Raw genomic sequence first — 14562 nt, forward strand, 5'->3', positions numbered from 1 at the left:
GGATAAGGGCTCCAAAGTGGCCGAGGCGTCGCGAAGGGCGGCGCGTCCCCACCTCGAAGGAGCCCTTGATGCGTGTGCTGGTGTGCGGTCTGCTCGGTCTGGCGGTGCTGACCGGCTGCGGAGGGGCTCCGGCGGGAGAGGCGGCCCCGGCGCCCGGCGGGGGCGGCGGCGGGGCGGACAAGGTCCGTGAGCGGGAGACCGTCCTCGCCACCTGCATGAAGCAGAAGGGGTTCGCGTACACGCCCTCGGTCAGCCGGCCGAAGGCGCCCGACGCCGAACCCGCCGATTACGACGCGATCAAGGCCGAGCGTAGCAGGAACGGTTTCGGCGTCTTCTCCGCCATCGTCTATCCCAAGCCCCGCGAGACGCGGGCGCCGGACCCCAACCAGGCGACGATCGACGGGCTCTCCGGCGCCCGCCGGGACGCCTACCTCAAGACCATGAACGAGTGCCGCGTCGACGCCCTGCGGCAGGTGAACGGCCTGAAGGTCACCTCGCTCGCCGACTACCAGGACCAGATGAGCACCGAGATCGAGAACATCGACAAGATGCTCGACGGCGATCAGAAGCTGGTGGAGCTGGCCGGGCCGTTCGCCGAGTGCCTGAAGTCGAAGGGCGAGCGGGTGGCCTCCGCCCGGCCGCTGGCGCTGAGCGCGCGCGGGATGATGCTGTGGGCCGAGCAGGCCGACCGGCTCGGAAAGGCGGGCAAGGTCACGGCCGCAGTGGCCCGGCCTTACCTGGCCAAGGAGATCAGGTCGGCGCTGGTCGACCTGGAGTGCGGCAAGGACTTCTACGCGGCCTTCGTCCCCCTGCAACGGCGGCTCACCAACGAGGCCCGGGTGAAGTACGGGTTCCAAGAGCGGTGATGCGCACTCCTCGCGGCAAGCTGCTGCTCGTGCTGAGCGGAGTCCTGGTGGTCGCCGGGACCGGCTGGGGGGTGGGCACCCTGCTGCGCTCCCCGGCCGATGAGGCGGCGGCGCGCAGACCGCCCGTGCCGTCGCTGGTCACCGTCGAGGTCGAGCGGCGGGAACTGGTCGCCACCGTCGTCGTCAGCGGCACGCTGGAGTACGGCTCTCCCCGTCCGGTGACGCTGGCCGGGGTGGTGGGCGGGAGCGAGACCGTCCAGCGCGCCACCCGAGCCCCGCGGCGGGGGACGCTCGTGGAGGGCACGGTGCTGATGGAGGTGAACGGCCGGCCGGTGTTCGTCTTCGCCGGGCGGGTGCCGATGCACCGCGGCCTCGTCCCCGGCGCCGAGGGGGACGACGTCCGGCAGTTGCAGAAGGCGCTGCGCCGGCTCGGTCACCGCGTGCCCGTGACCGGCGTGTTCGACGCGGCGACCGTCGCCGCCGTGTCGCGCCTCTACGCCGGGCGCGGCTACGAGGCCCAGCAGCCCACCCTGGAACTGCGGCAGCGGCGCGACGAGCTGACGCGGGCCGTACGGACCGCGCGGGAAGTGCTCGTGACCGAGACCAAGGCCCTCGACCAGGGCAGGGACGTGCTCCCGCTGAAGCTGCGGGTGACCGGCGCCCGCCGCGACCTGCGGGAGGCGGAACAGGCGCTGAAGAGCGCGCGGGCGCAGGAGCACACCGCCGAGGACGAGGCCAGGGTGGAGGCCGCCGAGAGCGCCGTGCGGGCGGCCGAGGAGAAGCTGCTGGCGGCGCAGCAGGAGCTGGCCCAGGCCAGGGAGACGCCCACGGCGGCGCCCACGGCGACGCCGACGACAACCGCCATCGGAACACCCCCGGCCCCGGCCGACACCCGTCTGCTCGAACTCCGGGTCGCCAACGCCCGCGCGGACCTGGCCGCCGCCCGGTCGGCGCTGGACCGCGTACAGGAGGAGGCCGGCGCGGCGCGCGCGAAGCGGCTGACCGACCTGGAGAAGGCCGTACGGTCGGCGCGAGAGGCCCTGGCCACCGCCGAGCAGGCGCTCAGGCAGGCCAGGCAGCTCTCCCCCGCCGAGCTGAAGGTCGCCAACGCGCGCAGCGACCTGGCGGCGGCCCAAGCGCTGCTGGCCGAGTTCTCCCGGACCTACGGCACCACCGTGCCGCCGGGAGAGGTCGTCTTCCTGCCCAGGCTGCCCGCCCGCCTGCACAAGCCGTCCGTCAAGGCGGGCGAGCCGGTGGACCAGGCGGTCGCCACGGTCACCGACTCCGCCTTCGTGGTGTCCGGCTCGGTGGACGCGGCCGAGGCCGAGCGGGTGAAGGCGGGTCTGGAGGCGAGCATCGAGACCGAGTCCGGGGCGACCGTCCCGGGCACGGTGACGACCGTCGCGGGGCGCGATACGAAGGGGGCCGTGCCGGTGACGGTCACGCCCGACTCGATGAAGGGGCTGCGCAAGCTGGCCGGCGGGCCCGTCACGGTCCGCGTCACCATCGGCGCCACCGGCCGGAAGGTGCTCGTGGTCCCCGTCGCGGCGGTCGTCACGGCGGCGGACGGCAGGGCCAGGGTGCAGGTGGAGACCGCGCCCGGCCGGACCAAGGAGGTCGAGGTGCGCACCGGCCTGTCCGCCGACGGCGCGGTGGAGGTGACCGGCGACCTCGGGCCGGGCGAGCGGGTGGTGGTCAACAGTGGCTGAGCCGGTCATCCTGCTCCAGGAGCTGACCAAGGAGTTCCCCGCCGATCCGCCCGTCCGGGCGCTGGCCGCCGTCGACCTGCGGGTCGAGCGGTCGGACTACGTGGCCGTCGTCGGCCCGTCCGGGTCGGGGAAGTCGACCCTGCTCAACACCCTGGGCCTGCTCGACCGGCCGACCCGCGGCAGCTACCGGCTCGACGGCATCGAGACCACCACGCTCAAGGACGGCGCGCGCACCGCCGTCCGGGGCAGCCGGATCGGTTTCGTCTTCCAGTCCTTCCACCTGCTGCCGCACCGCAGCGTCCTGGAGAACGTCATGCTGGCCGAGGTCTACGGCAGGACCCCCCGCACCGGACGGCGGGAGCGCGCGACGCGGGCCCTGGAGCGGGTGGGCCTGTCGCACCGGGTGGGCTTCCTGCCCGGCCGGCTGTCCGGCGGCGAACGGCAGCGCGCCGCCATCGCCCGCGCCCTGCTGGGCGAACCGTCGCTGCTGCTGTGCGACGAGCCCACCGGCAACCTCGACAGCAGGAACACCGGCGCCGTGCTCGACCTGTTCGACGACCTGCGCGCCCAAGGGATGACCATCGTCGTCATCACCCACGAGACCGAGGTGAGCGACCGGGCCGGACGCCGGGTGCGCATCACCGACGGCGTCCTCACGGAGGAGTAGACGTGCACCCGCGCGACCTGCTGAACGAGGCACTGGCGGGCCTGCTGGCCCGCCCGGTGCGCTCGGCCCTGACCACGCTGGGCACCGTGCTCGGCATCACCACGCTCGTGGTCACCCTGGGCGTCGCCGCGACGGCCGGCAACCAGATCGTCGGCCGCTTCGACGAGCTGACCGCCACCTCCGTCACCGTCGAGGTCCCGGCGCACACGTTCCCGCTGGTCGAGTGGGCCGACGTGAGCCGGGTGACCCGGCTGCGCGGGGTGGTCGCCGCCGCCGCGCTGGCCGAGTCGGACCTGGGCGCCAACCTCGTCGTCCGCTCCAACGACGTCGTGGACCCGGCCCGCGTCACCGACCAGACGCTGACCGTGCTCTCCAGCAGTCCCGGCCTGCCCGCGGCGGTCAGGGGACGGATGGTCGAGGGCCGCTACTTCGACGCCGGGCACGTCGCCCGCGGCGACCGGGTCGTCGTGCTGGGCCAGCAGGCGGCCCGGCTGCTGGGCATCACCGGGCTGGCCCGGGCCCCGGCGGTCTTCATCGGCACCCGGGCGTACACGGTGATCGGGGTGCTCGGGGATCTGCGGCGGGAGAAGAGCCTGGCGAGCGCGGTCATCCTGCCGCCGACGGCCGGCCGGCCCTACGGCCTGGGCACCGTGACCCGCGTCCTGGTCGACACCGCCCTCGGGGCCGCCGACCTGATCGCGCGGCAGGCGCCGGCCGCGCTCAGCCCCGGCAACGAGGCGCTCCTCCAGGTCCTCTCGCCGCCCAGCCCCACCAGGGCCCGCGACGCGGTGCAGAGCGACGTCAACGCGCTCTTCCTGATCCTCGGGCTGGTCTCCCTGGTCGTCGGCGCGGTCGGCATCGCCAACGTCACGCTGGTGACCGTGATGGAACGCGTCGCCGAGATCGGGCTGCGCCGGGCGCTGGGCGCGGCGCGCCGCCACATCGCCGGTCAGTTCCTGGTGGAGTCCACCCTGACGGGGCTGATCGGCGGGGTGCTGGGCGCTTCCGTGGGGATTTTGGTGATCGTCGGGGTCTGCGCCGTCAAGCAGTGGACGCCCGTCCTCGACGTACGGCTGGCCTTCATGGCCCCCGCGGCCGGGGCCGTCGTCGGGCTGCTCGCGGGCCTCTATCCGGCGCTGCGCGCCGCCCGCATGGAACCAGTCAATGCACTTCGCTAGGTATGGTGCGATTTCATGACATCCCTGCTGCTCGTCGAGGACGACACCGTGATCCGCACGTCGCTGGGCATGGCCCTGGAACGTTACGGCTATCAGGTGACCACGGCCGCCGACGGGCTCGACGGGCTGGAGGCCGCCCGCACCGGCGACCACGACCTGCTGCTGCTGGACGTGATGCTGCCCGGCCTGGACGGCATCAGCGTATGCCGCAGCATCAGGGAGACCAGCCAGGTGCCGATCCTGATGATGTCGGCCCGCGGCGACGGGCTGGACATCGTCGCCGGGCTGGAGGGCGGCGCCGACGACTACGTGGTCAAACCGGTCGACCTGCCGGTGCTGGTGGCCCGGATCCGGTCGCTGCTGCGCCGGGCCACCTTCGCCCGTACGCCGGCCGCCGAGGCGGGGGCGGGCCAGGCCGTGCTGGAGTTCGGCGAGCTGAGCGTCGACACCGGCGCGCTGGAGGTGCGGCGGTCCGGCCGGCGCGTCGAGCTGTCGCCGACCGAGCTGCGGCTGCTGCTGGAGTTCGCCGCCCATCCCGGCATCGTCCTGGAACGGGCGACGCTGCTGCGCAACGTGTGGGACTACGGATGGGACGGCGACAGCCGCGTGGTCGACCTGTGCGTGCAGCGGCTGCGCAGGAAGATCGGCACCGAGCGCATCGAGACCGTGCGCGGGTTCGGCTACAAGCTGGCCGTCACGTGAACCCGGCCTCGCTGCGCTGGAAGATCGCCGCTCTCGTCACGCTCGCCGCGACCGTCGTCGCCGCCGTGGTCGGGCTGCTGGTGCACCGGGCGACCTGGCAGCAGGCGCTCGACATGGGCCAGGCGCGGGCCGAGGTGGCCCTGGACGAGACGCTGGCCTCCGGGAGCGCCGAGGACGTGGTGCCCGTCGACGAGCTCCCCGACGAGCTGGCCGGCCTGCTGCGGCCCGGCCGCCGGGTGGTCTGGTACGGGCTCGACCACCGGGACGAGCCGTGGGTGTGGGCGGTCCAGCCGTACGGCGGCGACGGCGCCGAGGTGGTGAGCGTGCAGATCTCGATGGGCTCCGACGAGCGCGGCCTCCAGGCGCTCGACCGGAACATGGCCAAGGCCGGGCTGCTCGCCCTGGCCGGGGTGGTGCCGGTGTCGATGCTGGCGGCCGAGCTCCCCAACCGGCGGCTGCGGCGGGTCGCGCGCACCGCCCGCCGGATCGCCGGGGGCGACCTCGCGGCCCGTACGGGCGCGCGCGGCCGGGACGAGATCGCCCGCATCTCCGCCGCCGTGGACTCCATGGCGGCGAGCCTCCAGCACCGGCTGCTGGCCGAGCAGCGCTTCACCGCCGACGTCGCGCACGACCTGCGCACCCCGCTGATGGGCCTGGTCGCCGTGGTCGAGCTGCTGGACGAGGGCGAGGTCACCGACCTGGTACGCGACCGGGTGCGGGTGCTGCGGACGCTGGTGGAGGACCTGCTGGAGGTGTCCCGGCTGGACGCGGGCGCCGAGGTCGCCGAGCGGGTCCGGGTTCCCCTCGCCGCGCTGGCCGGGGAGTCGGCGGCCCGGGTGGGGGTCGAGGCGCGGGTGCTGGCCGACGGTGAGCCGGTGGCCGGGACCGACCCGCGGCGCCTGGACCGGATCCTCGCCAACCTCGTGCTCAACGCCCACCGGCACGGCGCGGCGCCGGTGGAGATCACGGTCGGCGACCGCGTGATCGAGGTGCGCGACCGGGGGCCCGGGTTCCCACCGGAGCTGCTGGCCGACGGGCCGCGCCGGTTCCGTACGGGGGCCGCCGAGCGGGGCCGCGGTCACGGCCTGGGGCTGACGATCGCGCTGGGCCAGGCGCGGGTCATCGGCGCCGAGCTGACCCTGGCCAACGCCCCGGACGGCGGCGCGGTCGCCGTCGTCCGCCTTCCGGCGGATTGACGCCGGACACGGCTCATCGACGCCGGGCCGATGCGCGGACCATCGACGCCAGGCCGAGACGCGGATCACTGACGCCGGGCCGATGCGCGGATCTTTGATGCCGGGCTGATACACGGCCGAGCGCGGGTGGATGCGCGGCCACGGCCGGACGGACACGCGCGCCGCGCACGCTGTCCGGTATGCGACGTTCCTTGATGTTTCTGCTGCTGGCGGGCGTGCTGTCGGGCTGTTCCGGCACCCCCTCGGTCACCGGGGACGCGTCCCTGCCGTGGCCGTCCGAGGGGCAGGCGGCGGTCGAGGTGGAGGACGTGGGCAGCCTCGGCGTCACCGGCGACCCGCGGCCGGTGCCGATCGCCAGCGTGACGAAGGTGATGACCGCGTACGTGATCCTGCGCCGCCACCCGCTCCGGCCCGGCGACGACGGCCCCCTGATCACCGTGGACCGCACGGCGGCCGAGGAGTCGTTCTCCCGGCTGGAGTCCACCGTGCCGCTCACGCAGGGCCGGACCGTGCCGCTGCGGCGGCTGCTGGAGCTGATGATGGTGCCCTCGGGCAACAACGTGGCCCGGCTGCTGGCCCGCTGGGACTCCGGCTCCCAGGAGCGCTTCGTGGCCCGGATGAACGCCGCGGCACGGCGTCTGGGCATGACGGGCAGCACGTACACGGGGGCCAGCGGCAACGAGGACACCACCGTCAGCACCGCCGCCGACCAGCTCAGGCTGGCCAGGGAGGCGATGCGCGACCCGGTGCTGCGGGCGGTGGTGGCGCAGACCGACACCTCCGTCCCGGGTGACGCCAGGCGGCTGCACAACACCAACACGCTGCTGAACAGGCACGGCGTCATCGGCATCAAGACCGGCTCGGGCACGGCCGCGGGCGGCAACCTGATGTGGGCCTCCCGCGTACGGGGTCACCTGGTGCTGGGCGTGATCCTCGGCCAGGCCGCGCACACCGACCCGGCCTCCGCCAAGGCCGCGGCGCTGGAGGCGGGCGGCCGGATGAGCGCGGCGGTCGAGCGGTGGCTGCTCGACCGGCCCGCGACCGGCGGGCAGGCTCAGGTCACGGACGGTCCAGGCTCGACAGGCCGTTGACGGCGACCTCGATCCCGCGCCGCCCGGCGGCCAGGACGTCGTCGTCGGAGCCGCCCTGCTGCTGGGCGACCAGCCCGGCCACGGCCAGCGCCCCCATGAAGCCGCCGACCGCCGCCCCCGCCTCCACCGGGTCCAGCTCCGGGCAGACCTCGCACAACGCCCAGGCCAGCCGGGGCTGGGTCTCCATCATGAGCGTCAGCCCGCGGGCGCGCAGCGCGGGCTCGGTCACCATCAGCCGCGCCCGCAGCGGCGACAGCGCGAAGTCGAGCTCGTCGTCGGCGGCCAGGCTGCGCACCAGGGCCTCGAACATCCGGCTCAGCAGCTCCCCCAGCGGCTCCCCCGGCCGCCGGCCGGCGATCACCTCCAGCATGGCCCGCTCGCGATCCTCGGCCTGGAGGAAGAGCACGTCCTCCTTGCTCGCGAAGTACGCGAAGAAGGTGCGGGGCGCCACGTCGGCGGCGGCGGCGATGTCGGCGACGGTGGTCTGCTCGTACCCCCGCTCGGCGAACAGCCGGACGGCGGCCTCCAGCAGCGCGCGGCGGGTGCGGGCCTTCTTGCGTTCGCGATGACCTTCCACGGCGCCACCCTACTGCATGCCCTGCTTTTATGCATAGGTTGCAATTTCGCAGCCTCTGCGCTTTTCTGGGGACATGGACATCCTTCAGAGCCTGCCGCTCGAACGCGAGGACCCGTTCGAGCCGCCCGCCGAACTGCCCCGGCTGCACGGCCCGCTGCACCCGATGATCTACGCCGACGGCCGCCCCGGCTGGCTGGTCACCGGCCACGCCGAGGCCCGCGCGGTGCTCGACGACCCGCGCTTCAGCAACACCTCCCAGGGCGCCGCGCCGCCGATCAAGGAGCTGGCGCCGCCCGAGGGCCTGGCCGACCTGGTGATCCCGCCGGGCTTCTTCATCGCCATGGACGACCCCGAGCACGCCCGCTACCGCAAGCTGCTCACGGGCCGGTTCAGCATGCGCAGGATGCGGCTGCTGGAGCCCAGGATCCAGGAGATCATCGACGGCCGGCTCGACGAGATGGACCGCGCGGGAGCGCCGGCGGACCTGGTGAGCGCGTTCGCGCTGCCGATCCCGTCGCTGGTGATCTGCGAGCTGCTCGGCGTCCCGTACGGGGAGCGCTCGCGCTTCCAGGACACCACCGCGCGGGCGGTGAACCTGGACAACACCGCCGAGGAGCGTGGCGCGGCGGGCGCCGAGCTGATGGGCTACCTGTCGGAACTGGTCTCCCGCAAGCGGGCCGAGCCCGGCCAGGATCTGCTCAGCGAGCTGGTCTCCGGCGGCGAGCTGAACCACGAGGAGCTGACCGGGGTGGCCACCCTGCTGCTGACCGCCGGTCACGAGACCACCGCGAACATGCTGGGCCTGGGCACGTTCCTGCTCCTGTGCCGTCCCGAACAGGCCGAGCTGGTGCGCACCGACCCCGGCGTCGCGGCGACCGCCGTCGAGGAGCTGATGCGCTACCTCGGCATCGTGCACATCGGCCCGATCCGGGTCGCCAGGGCCGACGTGCCGCTCGCCGGGCGGACGATCAGGGCCGGGGAGACCGTGACCCTCTCCCTCCCGGCCGTCAACCGCGACCCGGCCCGCTTCCCCGACCCCCACCGCTTCGACGTCACCCGCGAGGCCGGGCAGCAGCTCGGCTTCGGCCACGGCATCCATCAGTGCCTGGGCCAGCAGCTCGCCCGGCTGGAGATGCGGCTGGCCTACCCGGCGCTGCTGCGCCGCTTCCCCGGTCTGCGGCTGGCCGTGCCCGCCGGGGAGGTGCCGATGCGGCCGCGCGCCACCATCTACGGTGTGGCCGCCCTGCCGGTCACCTGGTGAACCCGCCGCCGCGTTTGAGCCGCCGCCGTCCCGCGCAGAGAGCATGACGACGAGACGATCACGGGAGGCGCGCGCATGGCCGGTCAGGACGGCGGGATCAGGTTGTGTCAGGTGGTGCTCGACTGCACCGACGCCAGGGCGCTGGCGGAGTTCTACCGGTCCCTGCTGGACCTGGTCTACCGGCCCGGCGACGAGCCGCCCGAGGCGGGGGCCGACGACGAGCGCGGCCGCGACTGGCTCGTGCTGAGAACCGCGGACGGCGCCCCACGACTCGCCTTCCAGCAGGTCGAGACGTTCCCGGAGGCGACCTGGCCGGACCCGCGGGTGCCCCAGCAGCTCCACCTGGACCTGACCGTGTCGTCCGTCGAGAACCTGCTGGAGCAGCACGAACGCGTCCTGCGCCTGGGCGGCCGACTGCTGCTGGACCGGATCGACGACGACGAGGAGCCCCTGCGGGTCTACGCCGACCCCGCCGGCCATCCGTTCTGCGTGTTCGTCTCCGCGCGGGGATGACCGTCCGGCGGGAGCGGTCAGGGCACGGGTGAGAAGACCAGCGTGGCGTTGTGGCCGCCGAAGCCGAACGAGTTCGACATCACCGGCCCCCTCGCGATCGGGCGGGGCACGGGTGAGGCGTCGATGTCGCAGCGCGGGTCGAGCCGCTCCAGGTTGGCGGTCGGCGGCGCGGTGCACTCGGCGATCGCCAGCACGCACGCCACCGCCTCGATCGCCCCGGACGCGCCGAGGGCGTGGCCGGTCACCCCCTTGGTCGCGCTCACCGGCACGGCGGCGGGCCCGAAGACGCGGCCGATCGCCTGCGCCTCGGCCAGGTCGTTCAGCTCGGTCCCGGTGCCGTGGGCGTTGACGTGCACGATGTCCTCGGGCGCGAGACCGGCGTCGGCGAGCGCGGCGTCCATGCACCTGCGGGCGCCCTCGCCGCCGGGCGCGGGGGCCGTCAGGTCGTGGGCGTCGCTGGTGCGGCCGTAGCCGGACACCTCGGCATGGACGCGGGCCCCGCGGCGCACGGCCTCGTCGAGGCGTTCCAGCACGACGAAGGCGGCCCCCTCGGCCAGCACGAACCCGTCGCGGTCGGCCTCGAACGGGCGGCAGGCGGCCTCGGGGTCGTCGTTGCGGCCGGACAGGGCGCGGCACCGGCTGAAGCCGTGCAGCATGCCCGGGGTGACGTTGGCGTCCCCCGCGCCGGCCACGACCAGGTCGGCCGAGCCGTCGCGGATCAGCCGGACGCCCTCGCCGATCGCGTGCGCCCCGGAGGCACAGGCGGTGACCACGGACATGCTCGGCCCGCGGATCTCGTACCGCATGCCGATGGCGGCGGCGCCGGCGTTGGGCATGATCTTCGGGATGAAGATCGGCGACAGGCGCAACGCCCCGGCGCCCGGCGTGTCGAGCAGCGCCGACTCGTACGTCTCGGTGCCGCAGAAGGAGCTGCCCGCCACCACCGCCCGCCGCTCGGGCGGGACCCTCGGATGGCCGGCGTCGGCCAGCGCGTCGCCCGCCGCGCACACCGCCAGCAGCGACGCCCGGTCCAGCCGCCGCGCCTGCCGGTCCGTCAGGTACGCCGACACGTCCAGGTCCGGGACCTGGCAGGCGAAGCGCACCGCCAGCGTGGACACGTCGAACGACGTGATGGTCCGTGCCGTCGAACGTCCGGCCAACAGCGCGTTCCACAGCTCCTTGGGGCCGGCTCCGGCGGGCGTGCGCAGGCCGAGCCCGGTCACCGCGACCCGGGGTCGCATCAGCCGCCCACCGCCGTCAGGTGGCGGCGGATGACGGCGGCCATGTCGGCGACGGTCCTTACCCGCTGGAGGGTCTCGTCGGCGAAGGTGCCCCATTCGTCCTCGACGGCGGCGTACAGCTCGGCGAAGTCCAGGCTGTCGGCGTCCAGCTCCTCGCGCAGGTCGGTGTGCGGGTTGATCTGGGCCGTGCTGACGCCCAGGACCCGGGCGCAGTGGCCGCGGAGCACGTCTGTTATCTGGTCGTCGGTCATGGTGCCGTCCGTTCTCTCGGCGGATGGGTGGCGTGTCCGAGTGTGCTGCAGGAGGGCGGGCGGGTCCGGGTATGACACCTCAAATGTCGATCAAGCCGGGCCGAGGGCGTCCCTGACCCGCGACTCGGTCAGCGCGGCGAGGGCAGCCCGGTCCTCGCGCGGGCGTCCGGTGAGCTCGGGGCGTACGGGGGGCAGGAACGTCACCTCGGCCACCAGGTGCCGGGTCGCGACCACCCGCAGCAGCGAGGCCGGCAGGGAGTCCTCCCCGATCCAGGCGGCGCGGGTGGAGGGCGCGCCGCCTTCGCGGTAGCGCAGCGCCACCGGCCGCACGGTCGCGCCCGCCTCGACGGCGGCCTGGAACAGGGCCGGGTGGAAGGCCCCCATGGCCCGTCCGCACCAGGTGGTGCCCTCGGGGTAGGCGAGCACGGCGTCCCCGTCGCGCAGGGCGCCGGCGACGGCCGTGATCGCGGCGGGCAGCGCGGCCGGCCGGTCCTTGTCGATGAACAGGGTGCGATGGGCCGCGGCCAGCGACCGGACGAGCGGCCAGCGCCCGATCTCCCGCTTGGCGAGCTGGCGGGCCGGGGTGACGGCCGCCATGATCAGCGGGTCGGCCCACGAGATGTGGTTGCTCACCAGCAGGGTGCCGTGCCCGGCCAGGACGGGGACGCCGTCCGGCACCCGCACCGTGATGCCGAGGGCGCGCACGATCAGCCTCATGGCCCCCCGCGCCAGGCGCCCGCGCAGGGGTCCGGGGCGACGGCGGAGCATCGGCGACAGCGTCAGGGCCGCCGCCAGGGCCAGCGCGCAGCCCAGCAGACGGGCGGCCCGGCGGACCGGCCCGGCGGCGGTGACCGGCGGCCGGACGCAGGTCTCCGGCGTGCACGGCGACACCCCCGGCCGGGACGGCGGCCGTCCGTGGCGGTGGTCCTGGGCGCGGACGGTCATCACGGTGTGCCCGCCGGCGGTCCCACGGGCTCGGCCCCCTCCGGGCCGCCCGCGGCAGTGCCCGAACCCATGCCCGAACCCATGCCCGAACCCATGCCCGAACCCATGCCCGAACCCATGCCCGAACCCATGCCCGTGCCCGCGCCGACGGGGACGCGCGGCGGGTCCCCCGCCGTGCCGTCGCCGGTCCTCCGCCTGCCGAGCAGGAGCCGGGGAGCCCACCAGTTGGCGGGCCCGGCCAGGCGCATCACGGCGGGCACGAGCAGCGTGCGGATCAGCGTGCAGTCGACCAGGACGGCCACCGCGATCCCCACCCCGATCATCTTCAGCACGGCCAGCCCGGACGTCGCCACGGCGGCCATGACGACGGCGAAGATGACGGCGGCCGAGGTGAACAGCCGCCCGGTGTGCTGGAGCCCGGTGGCGACCGCGGTGACGGTGTCGCCGCGGTCGCGGTACTCCTCGGTGATGCGGGACAGCAGGAAGATCTCGTAGTCCATGGACAGGCCGAACGCGACGCAGAAGATCAGCGTGGGCATGAGGGCGTCGATGCTGCCGGTGGCGGTGAAGTCGCCGACCAGCCCGCGCAGGTGGCCGTTCTGGAAGACGTGGACCAGGGCGCCGAAGGTGGCGGTGAGGCTGAGCACGTTCATCACCAGGGCCTTGACGGCCAGCACGACGCTGCGGGTCAGCAGCGTCACCATCGCCAGGGTGGTCAGCGCGATCAGCGTCAGGGCCAGGGGCAGCGTGCCGGCGATGCTCTGCCTGACGTCGTCCAGCTCGGCGCCCGGCCCGGCGAAGAGCGCCTGGCCGGGGGCCGGGATCGCGCGCAGGCGCCGGACGAGCTCGCTGTTGGCCACCGAATACGGCTCGTGCGCGGTGGTGACGAGCAGCCAGCTGCCCGCCTCGCCGGTGAACCGGCGGTTCGTCCCGGGGACGACGGCGGCCCCGCTGTAGGAGCCGCCGGCCGTGTCCACGCGCAGCACGCCGTCGGTGGCGGCCAGGCGCCTGGCGTAGCCGTCCATCGGGCCGGTGGCGCCCTGGCCGGTCGGGCGCAGGTCAGGCAGCAGGATCATGGTGCCGCCGACGACCTGCTGGCCGCCGAAGTCCGCGCGCAGCGCCTGGGCCGCCAGCGCGGCGGGCGCCTGCGGCGGCAGGATGCGGTCGTCCAGGGTGCCGAAGCTGGCGCCCAGGAACGGCGCGCCCATGGCCAGCAGCAGCGCGGTGGTGGGCACGGCCACCGCCAGCGGGCGGCGCATGACGGCGACCGCCAGGCGGTACCAGGGCCCTTGCTCCACCGGCGGCGCGGACCGCCGGGCGGCGTTCCACGGGCCGGGCACGGGAAGCCGGTTGACCCGGTCGCCAAGCAGGGTCAGCACGGCCGGGAGCACCACGAGGCTGGCCACCGCCGCCATCAGGCTGATCGTCATCCCGCCCACGGCCAGCGAGCGCAGGATGGTGAACGGGAACAGCAGCAGCGCGGACATGGACAGCGCCACGGTCGCCGCCGAGCAGGCCATGGCCCGGCCGGTGGTGCGCATGGTGACGGCGATGGCCTGCGGGGCCTCCTGGCCCTGGGCGAGCTGCTCGCGGAAGCGGGTGACGATGAACAGGCTGAAGTCGACGGCCAGGGCGAAGCCCAGCGCGCTGGAGATGCTCAGCGCGAACACCGAGATCTCCATGACCTCGCTCATCAGCCGCAGCACGGCCATCGTGGCGACCACCGCCAGCGCGCCGATCAGCACCGGCAGCAGGGCGGCGACCAGGCTGCCGAACACCAGGCACAGGATGGCCAGGGTCAGCGGCGCGGCGATCAGCTCGGCGGTGCGCAGGTCGGCCTCGCTGCGGTCCTGGGCCTCGACGCGTACCTGGGCCTCGCCCGTGGCGGTCAGCGACAGGGGGCCGTAGCGGCCGTTCAGCGATTCCATGATCCGGCGGGCGGCGGCGTTGCGGGCGGCGTTGTCGCCGCTCAGGTTCGCCAGGACGACCGCCGCGCGCCCGTCGCCGCTGCGCAGCCTGGACGCGTGGCCGCGCCAGTACGAGGTGACCCGCCACACCCCCGGGTCGGCCGAGATCCGTTCGGTCAGGCGCGTCCCGGCGGCGTCGATCTCGGGGTCGTCGACCGGCCGCGCGGCGCGGGCGATCACCACCAGGTCGGCGTTGCCCACGCGGAAGGCGTCCTGCAGGATGTCGTCCGCCCGCACGGACTGTGACCCGAGCGGCACGATGTCGCCCAGCACGAGCCGATCGTGCACGTCCAGGCCGGCCAAGAGCGACACGGCGAACGTCACGGCCGCGCCCCAGAGCACGACCCGTCGCGGCCACCTCCGCCCATGGCCGGACGGCGGCGAATTGCCCCACATCG

Annotated in this window: 14 protein-coding genes; 9 read left to right on the forward strand and 5 right to left on the reverse strand. The window is 74.5% G+C overall.

Annotated features, from left to right (window positions below; translation table 11 throughout):
- Positions 1-68: 68 nt before the first annotated feature.
- The 7 genes from ACIA8R_RS37755 (at position 69) to ACIA8R_RS37785 (ending at position 7409) form a co-directional block, all read left to right on the forward strand.
- Positions 69-866 carry a hypothetical protein gene (locus tag ACIA8R_RS37755; protein WP_364102203.1) on the forward strand — a complete coding sequence of 266 codons (798 nt, stop codon included), beginning with the start codon at positions 69-71 and terminating at the stop codon, positions 864-866.
- The gene (locus ACIA8R_RS37760; RefSeq protein ID WP_397042403.1) at positions 866-2575 is read left to right on the forward strand and encodes a peptidoglycan-binding protein; all 1710 of its coding nucleotides are present in this window, start codon (positions 866-868) and stop codon (positions 2573-2575) included. Before ACIA8R_RS37755 ends, ACIA8R_RS37760 begins: the two co-directional genes overlap by 1 nt.
- Positions 2568-3242 carry an ABC transporter ATP-binding protein gene (locus ACIA8R_RS37765; protein ID WP_397042404.1) on the forward strand — a complete coding sequence of 225 codons (675 nt, stop codon included), beginning with the start codon at positions 2568-2570 and terminating at the stop codon, positions 3240-3242. The genes ACIA8R_RS37760 and ACIA8R_RS37765 overlap by 8 nt, the downstream gene beginning before the upstream one ends.
- A gap of 2 nt (positions 3243-3244) precedes the next feature.
- The gene (locus tag ACIA8R_RS37770) at positions 3245-4420 is read left to right on the forward strand and encodes an ABC transporter permease (protein ID WP_397042405.1); all 1176 of its coding nucleotides are present in this window, start codon (positions 3245-3247) and stop codon (positions 4418-4420) included.
- 15 nt (positions 4421-4435) lie between these two features.
- Positions 4436-5122: a two-component system response regulator CseB gene (gene cseB, locus ACIA8R_RS37775; RefSeq protein WP_364102212.1), complete on the forward strand. Its 687-nt coding sequence runs from the start codon at positions 4436-4438 to the stop codon at positions 5120-5122.
- Positions 5119-6318 carry a sensor histidine kinase gene (locus ACIA8R_RS37780; protein ID WP_397042406.1) on the forward strand — a complete coding sequence of 400 codons (1200 nt, stop codon included), beginning with the start codon at positions 5119-5121 and terminating at the stop codon, positions 6316-6318. The genes cseB and ACIA8R_RS37780 overlap by 4 nt, the downstream gene beginning before the upstream one ends.
- Positions 6319-6497: 179 nt before the next feature.
- Positions 6498-7409, forward strand: a complete 912-nt coding sequence (locus ACIA8R_RS37785) for a D-alanyl-D-alanine carboxypeptidase family protein (RefSeq protein ID WP_397042407.1) — start codon at positions 6498-6500, stop codon at positions 7407-7409.
- Here the strand turns inward: ACIA8R_RS37785 and ACIA8R_RS37790 are convergent.
- Positions 7378-7986 carry a TetR/AcrR family transcriptional regulator gene (locus ACIA8R_RS37790; RefSeq protein ID WP_357708690.1) on the reverse strand — a complete coding sequence of 203 codons (609 nt, stop codon included), beginning with the start codon at positions 7984-7986 and terminating at the stop codon, positions 7378-7380. The two genes, ACIA8R_RS37785 and ACIA8R_RS37790, sit on opposite strands and share 32 nt — an antisense overlap.
- 73 nt (positions 7987-8059) lie before the next feature.
- Here ACIA8R_RS37790 and ACIA8R_RS37795 point away from each other — a divergent pair, with 73 nt between their 5' ends.
- Both ACIA8R_RS37795 and ACIA8R_RS37800 read left to right on the forward strand, forming a co-directional pair.
- Positions 8060-9247, forward strand: a complete 1188-nt coding sequence (locus tag ACIA8R_RS37795) for a cytochrome P450 (protein ID WP_397042408.1) — start codon at positions 8060-8062, stop codon at positions 9245-9247.
- Positions 9248-9322: 75 nt separating this feature from the next.
- Positions 9323-9760 carry a VOC family protein gene (locus ACIA8R_RS37800; RefSeq protein WP_397042409.1) on the forward strand — a complete coding sequence of 146 codons (438 nt, stop codon included), beginning with the start codon at positions 9323-9325 and terminating at the stop codon, positions 9758-9760.
- Positions 9761-9777: 17 nt separating this feature from the next.
- Here ACIA8R_RS37800 and ACIA8R_RS37805 read toward each other — a convergent pair whose 3' ends face one another.
- From ACIA8R_RS37805 to ACIA8R_RS37820, 4 genes are all read right to left on the reverse strand, one after another.
- Entirely contained in the window at positions 9778-11001 is a 1224-nt protein-coding gene (locus ACIA8R_RS37805) for a beta-ketoacyl-[acyl-carrier-protein] synthase family protein (protein WP_397042410.1), read from the reverse strand.
- Positions 11001-11252, reverse strand: coding sequence for an acyl carrier protein (locus tag ACIA8R_RS37810; protein ID WP_357708679.1), 252 nt, complete (start codon positions 11250-11252; stop codon positions 11001-11003). The genes ACIA8R_RS37805 and ACIA8R_RS37810 overlap by 1 nt, the downstream gene beginning before the upstream one ends.
- Before the next feature lie 90 nt (positions 11253-11342).
- On the reverse strand, positions 11343-12197 hold the full coding sequence (locus tag ACIA8R_RS37815) for a lysophospholipid acyltransferase family protein (RefSeq protein WP_397042411.1): 855 nt from the start codon (positions 12195-12197) through the stop codon (positions 11343-11345).
- Positions 12197-14560 (reverse strand): MMPL family transporter, encoded by a 2364-nt coding sequence (locus ACIA8R_RS37820; RefSeq protein ID WP_397042412.1) that lies wholly within the window; start codon positions 14558-14560, stop codon positions 12197-12199. The genes ACIA8R_RS37815 and ACIA8R_RS37820 overlap by 1 nt, the downstream gene beginning before the upstream one ends.
- Positions 14561-14562: the final 2 nt, after the last annotated feature.

It is taken from the genome of Nonomuraea sp. NPDC051191 (assembly GCF_044455665.1).
GTDB lineage: Bacteria > Actinomycetota > Actinomycetes > Streptosporangiales > Streptosporangiaceae > Nonomuraea.

Coding starts and splice junctions, on each gene's coding strand:
- ACIA8R_RS37810 (WP_357708679.1), bottom strand. CDS start 11,252: ATGACCGACGACCAGATAACAGACGTGCTCCGCGGCCACTGCGCCCGG.
- ACIA8R_RS37785 (WP_397042407.1), top strand. CDS start 6,498: ATGCGACGTTCCTTGATGTTTCTGCTGCTGGCGGGCGTGCTGTCGGGC.
- ACIA8R_RS37795 (WP_397042408.1), top strand. CDS start 8,060: ATGGACATCCTTCAGAGCCTGCCGCTCGAACGCGAGGACCCGTTCGAG.
- cseB (WP_364102212.1), top strand. CDS start 4,436: ATGACATCCCTGCTGCTCGTCGAGGACGACACCGTGATCCGCACGTCG.
- ACIA8R_RS37805 (WP_397042410.1), bottom strand. CDS start 11,001: ATGCGACCCCGGGTCGCGGTGACCGGGCTCGGCCTGCGCACGCCCGCC.
- ACIA8R_RS37820 (WP_397042412.1), bottom strand. CDS start 14,560: ATGTGGGGCAATTCGCCGCCGTCCGGCCATGGGCGGAGGTGGCCGCGA.
- ACIA8R_RS37760 (WP_397042403.1), top strand. CDS start 866: ATGCGCACTCCTCGCGGCAAGCTGCTGCTCGTGCTGAGCGGAGTCCTG.
- ACIA8R_RS37800 (WP_397042409.1), top strand. CDS start 9,323: ATGGCCGGTCAGGACGGCGGGATCAGGTTGTGTCAGGTGGTGCTCGAC.
- ACIA8R_RS37755 (WP_364102203.1), top strand. CDS start 69: ATGCGTGTGCTGGTGTGCGGTCTGCTCGGTCTGGCGGTGCTGACCGGC.
- ACIA8R_RS37815 (WP_397042411.1), bottom strand. CDS start 12,197: ATGACCGTCCGCGCCCAGGACCACCGCCACGGACGGCCGCCGTCCCGG.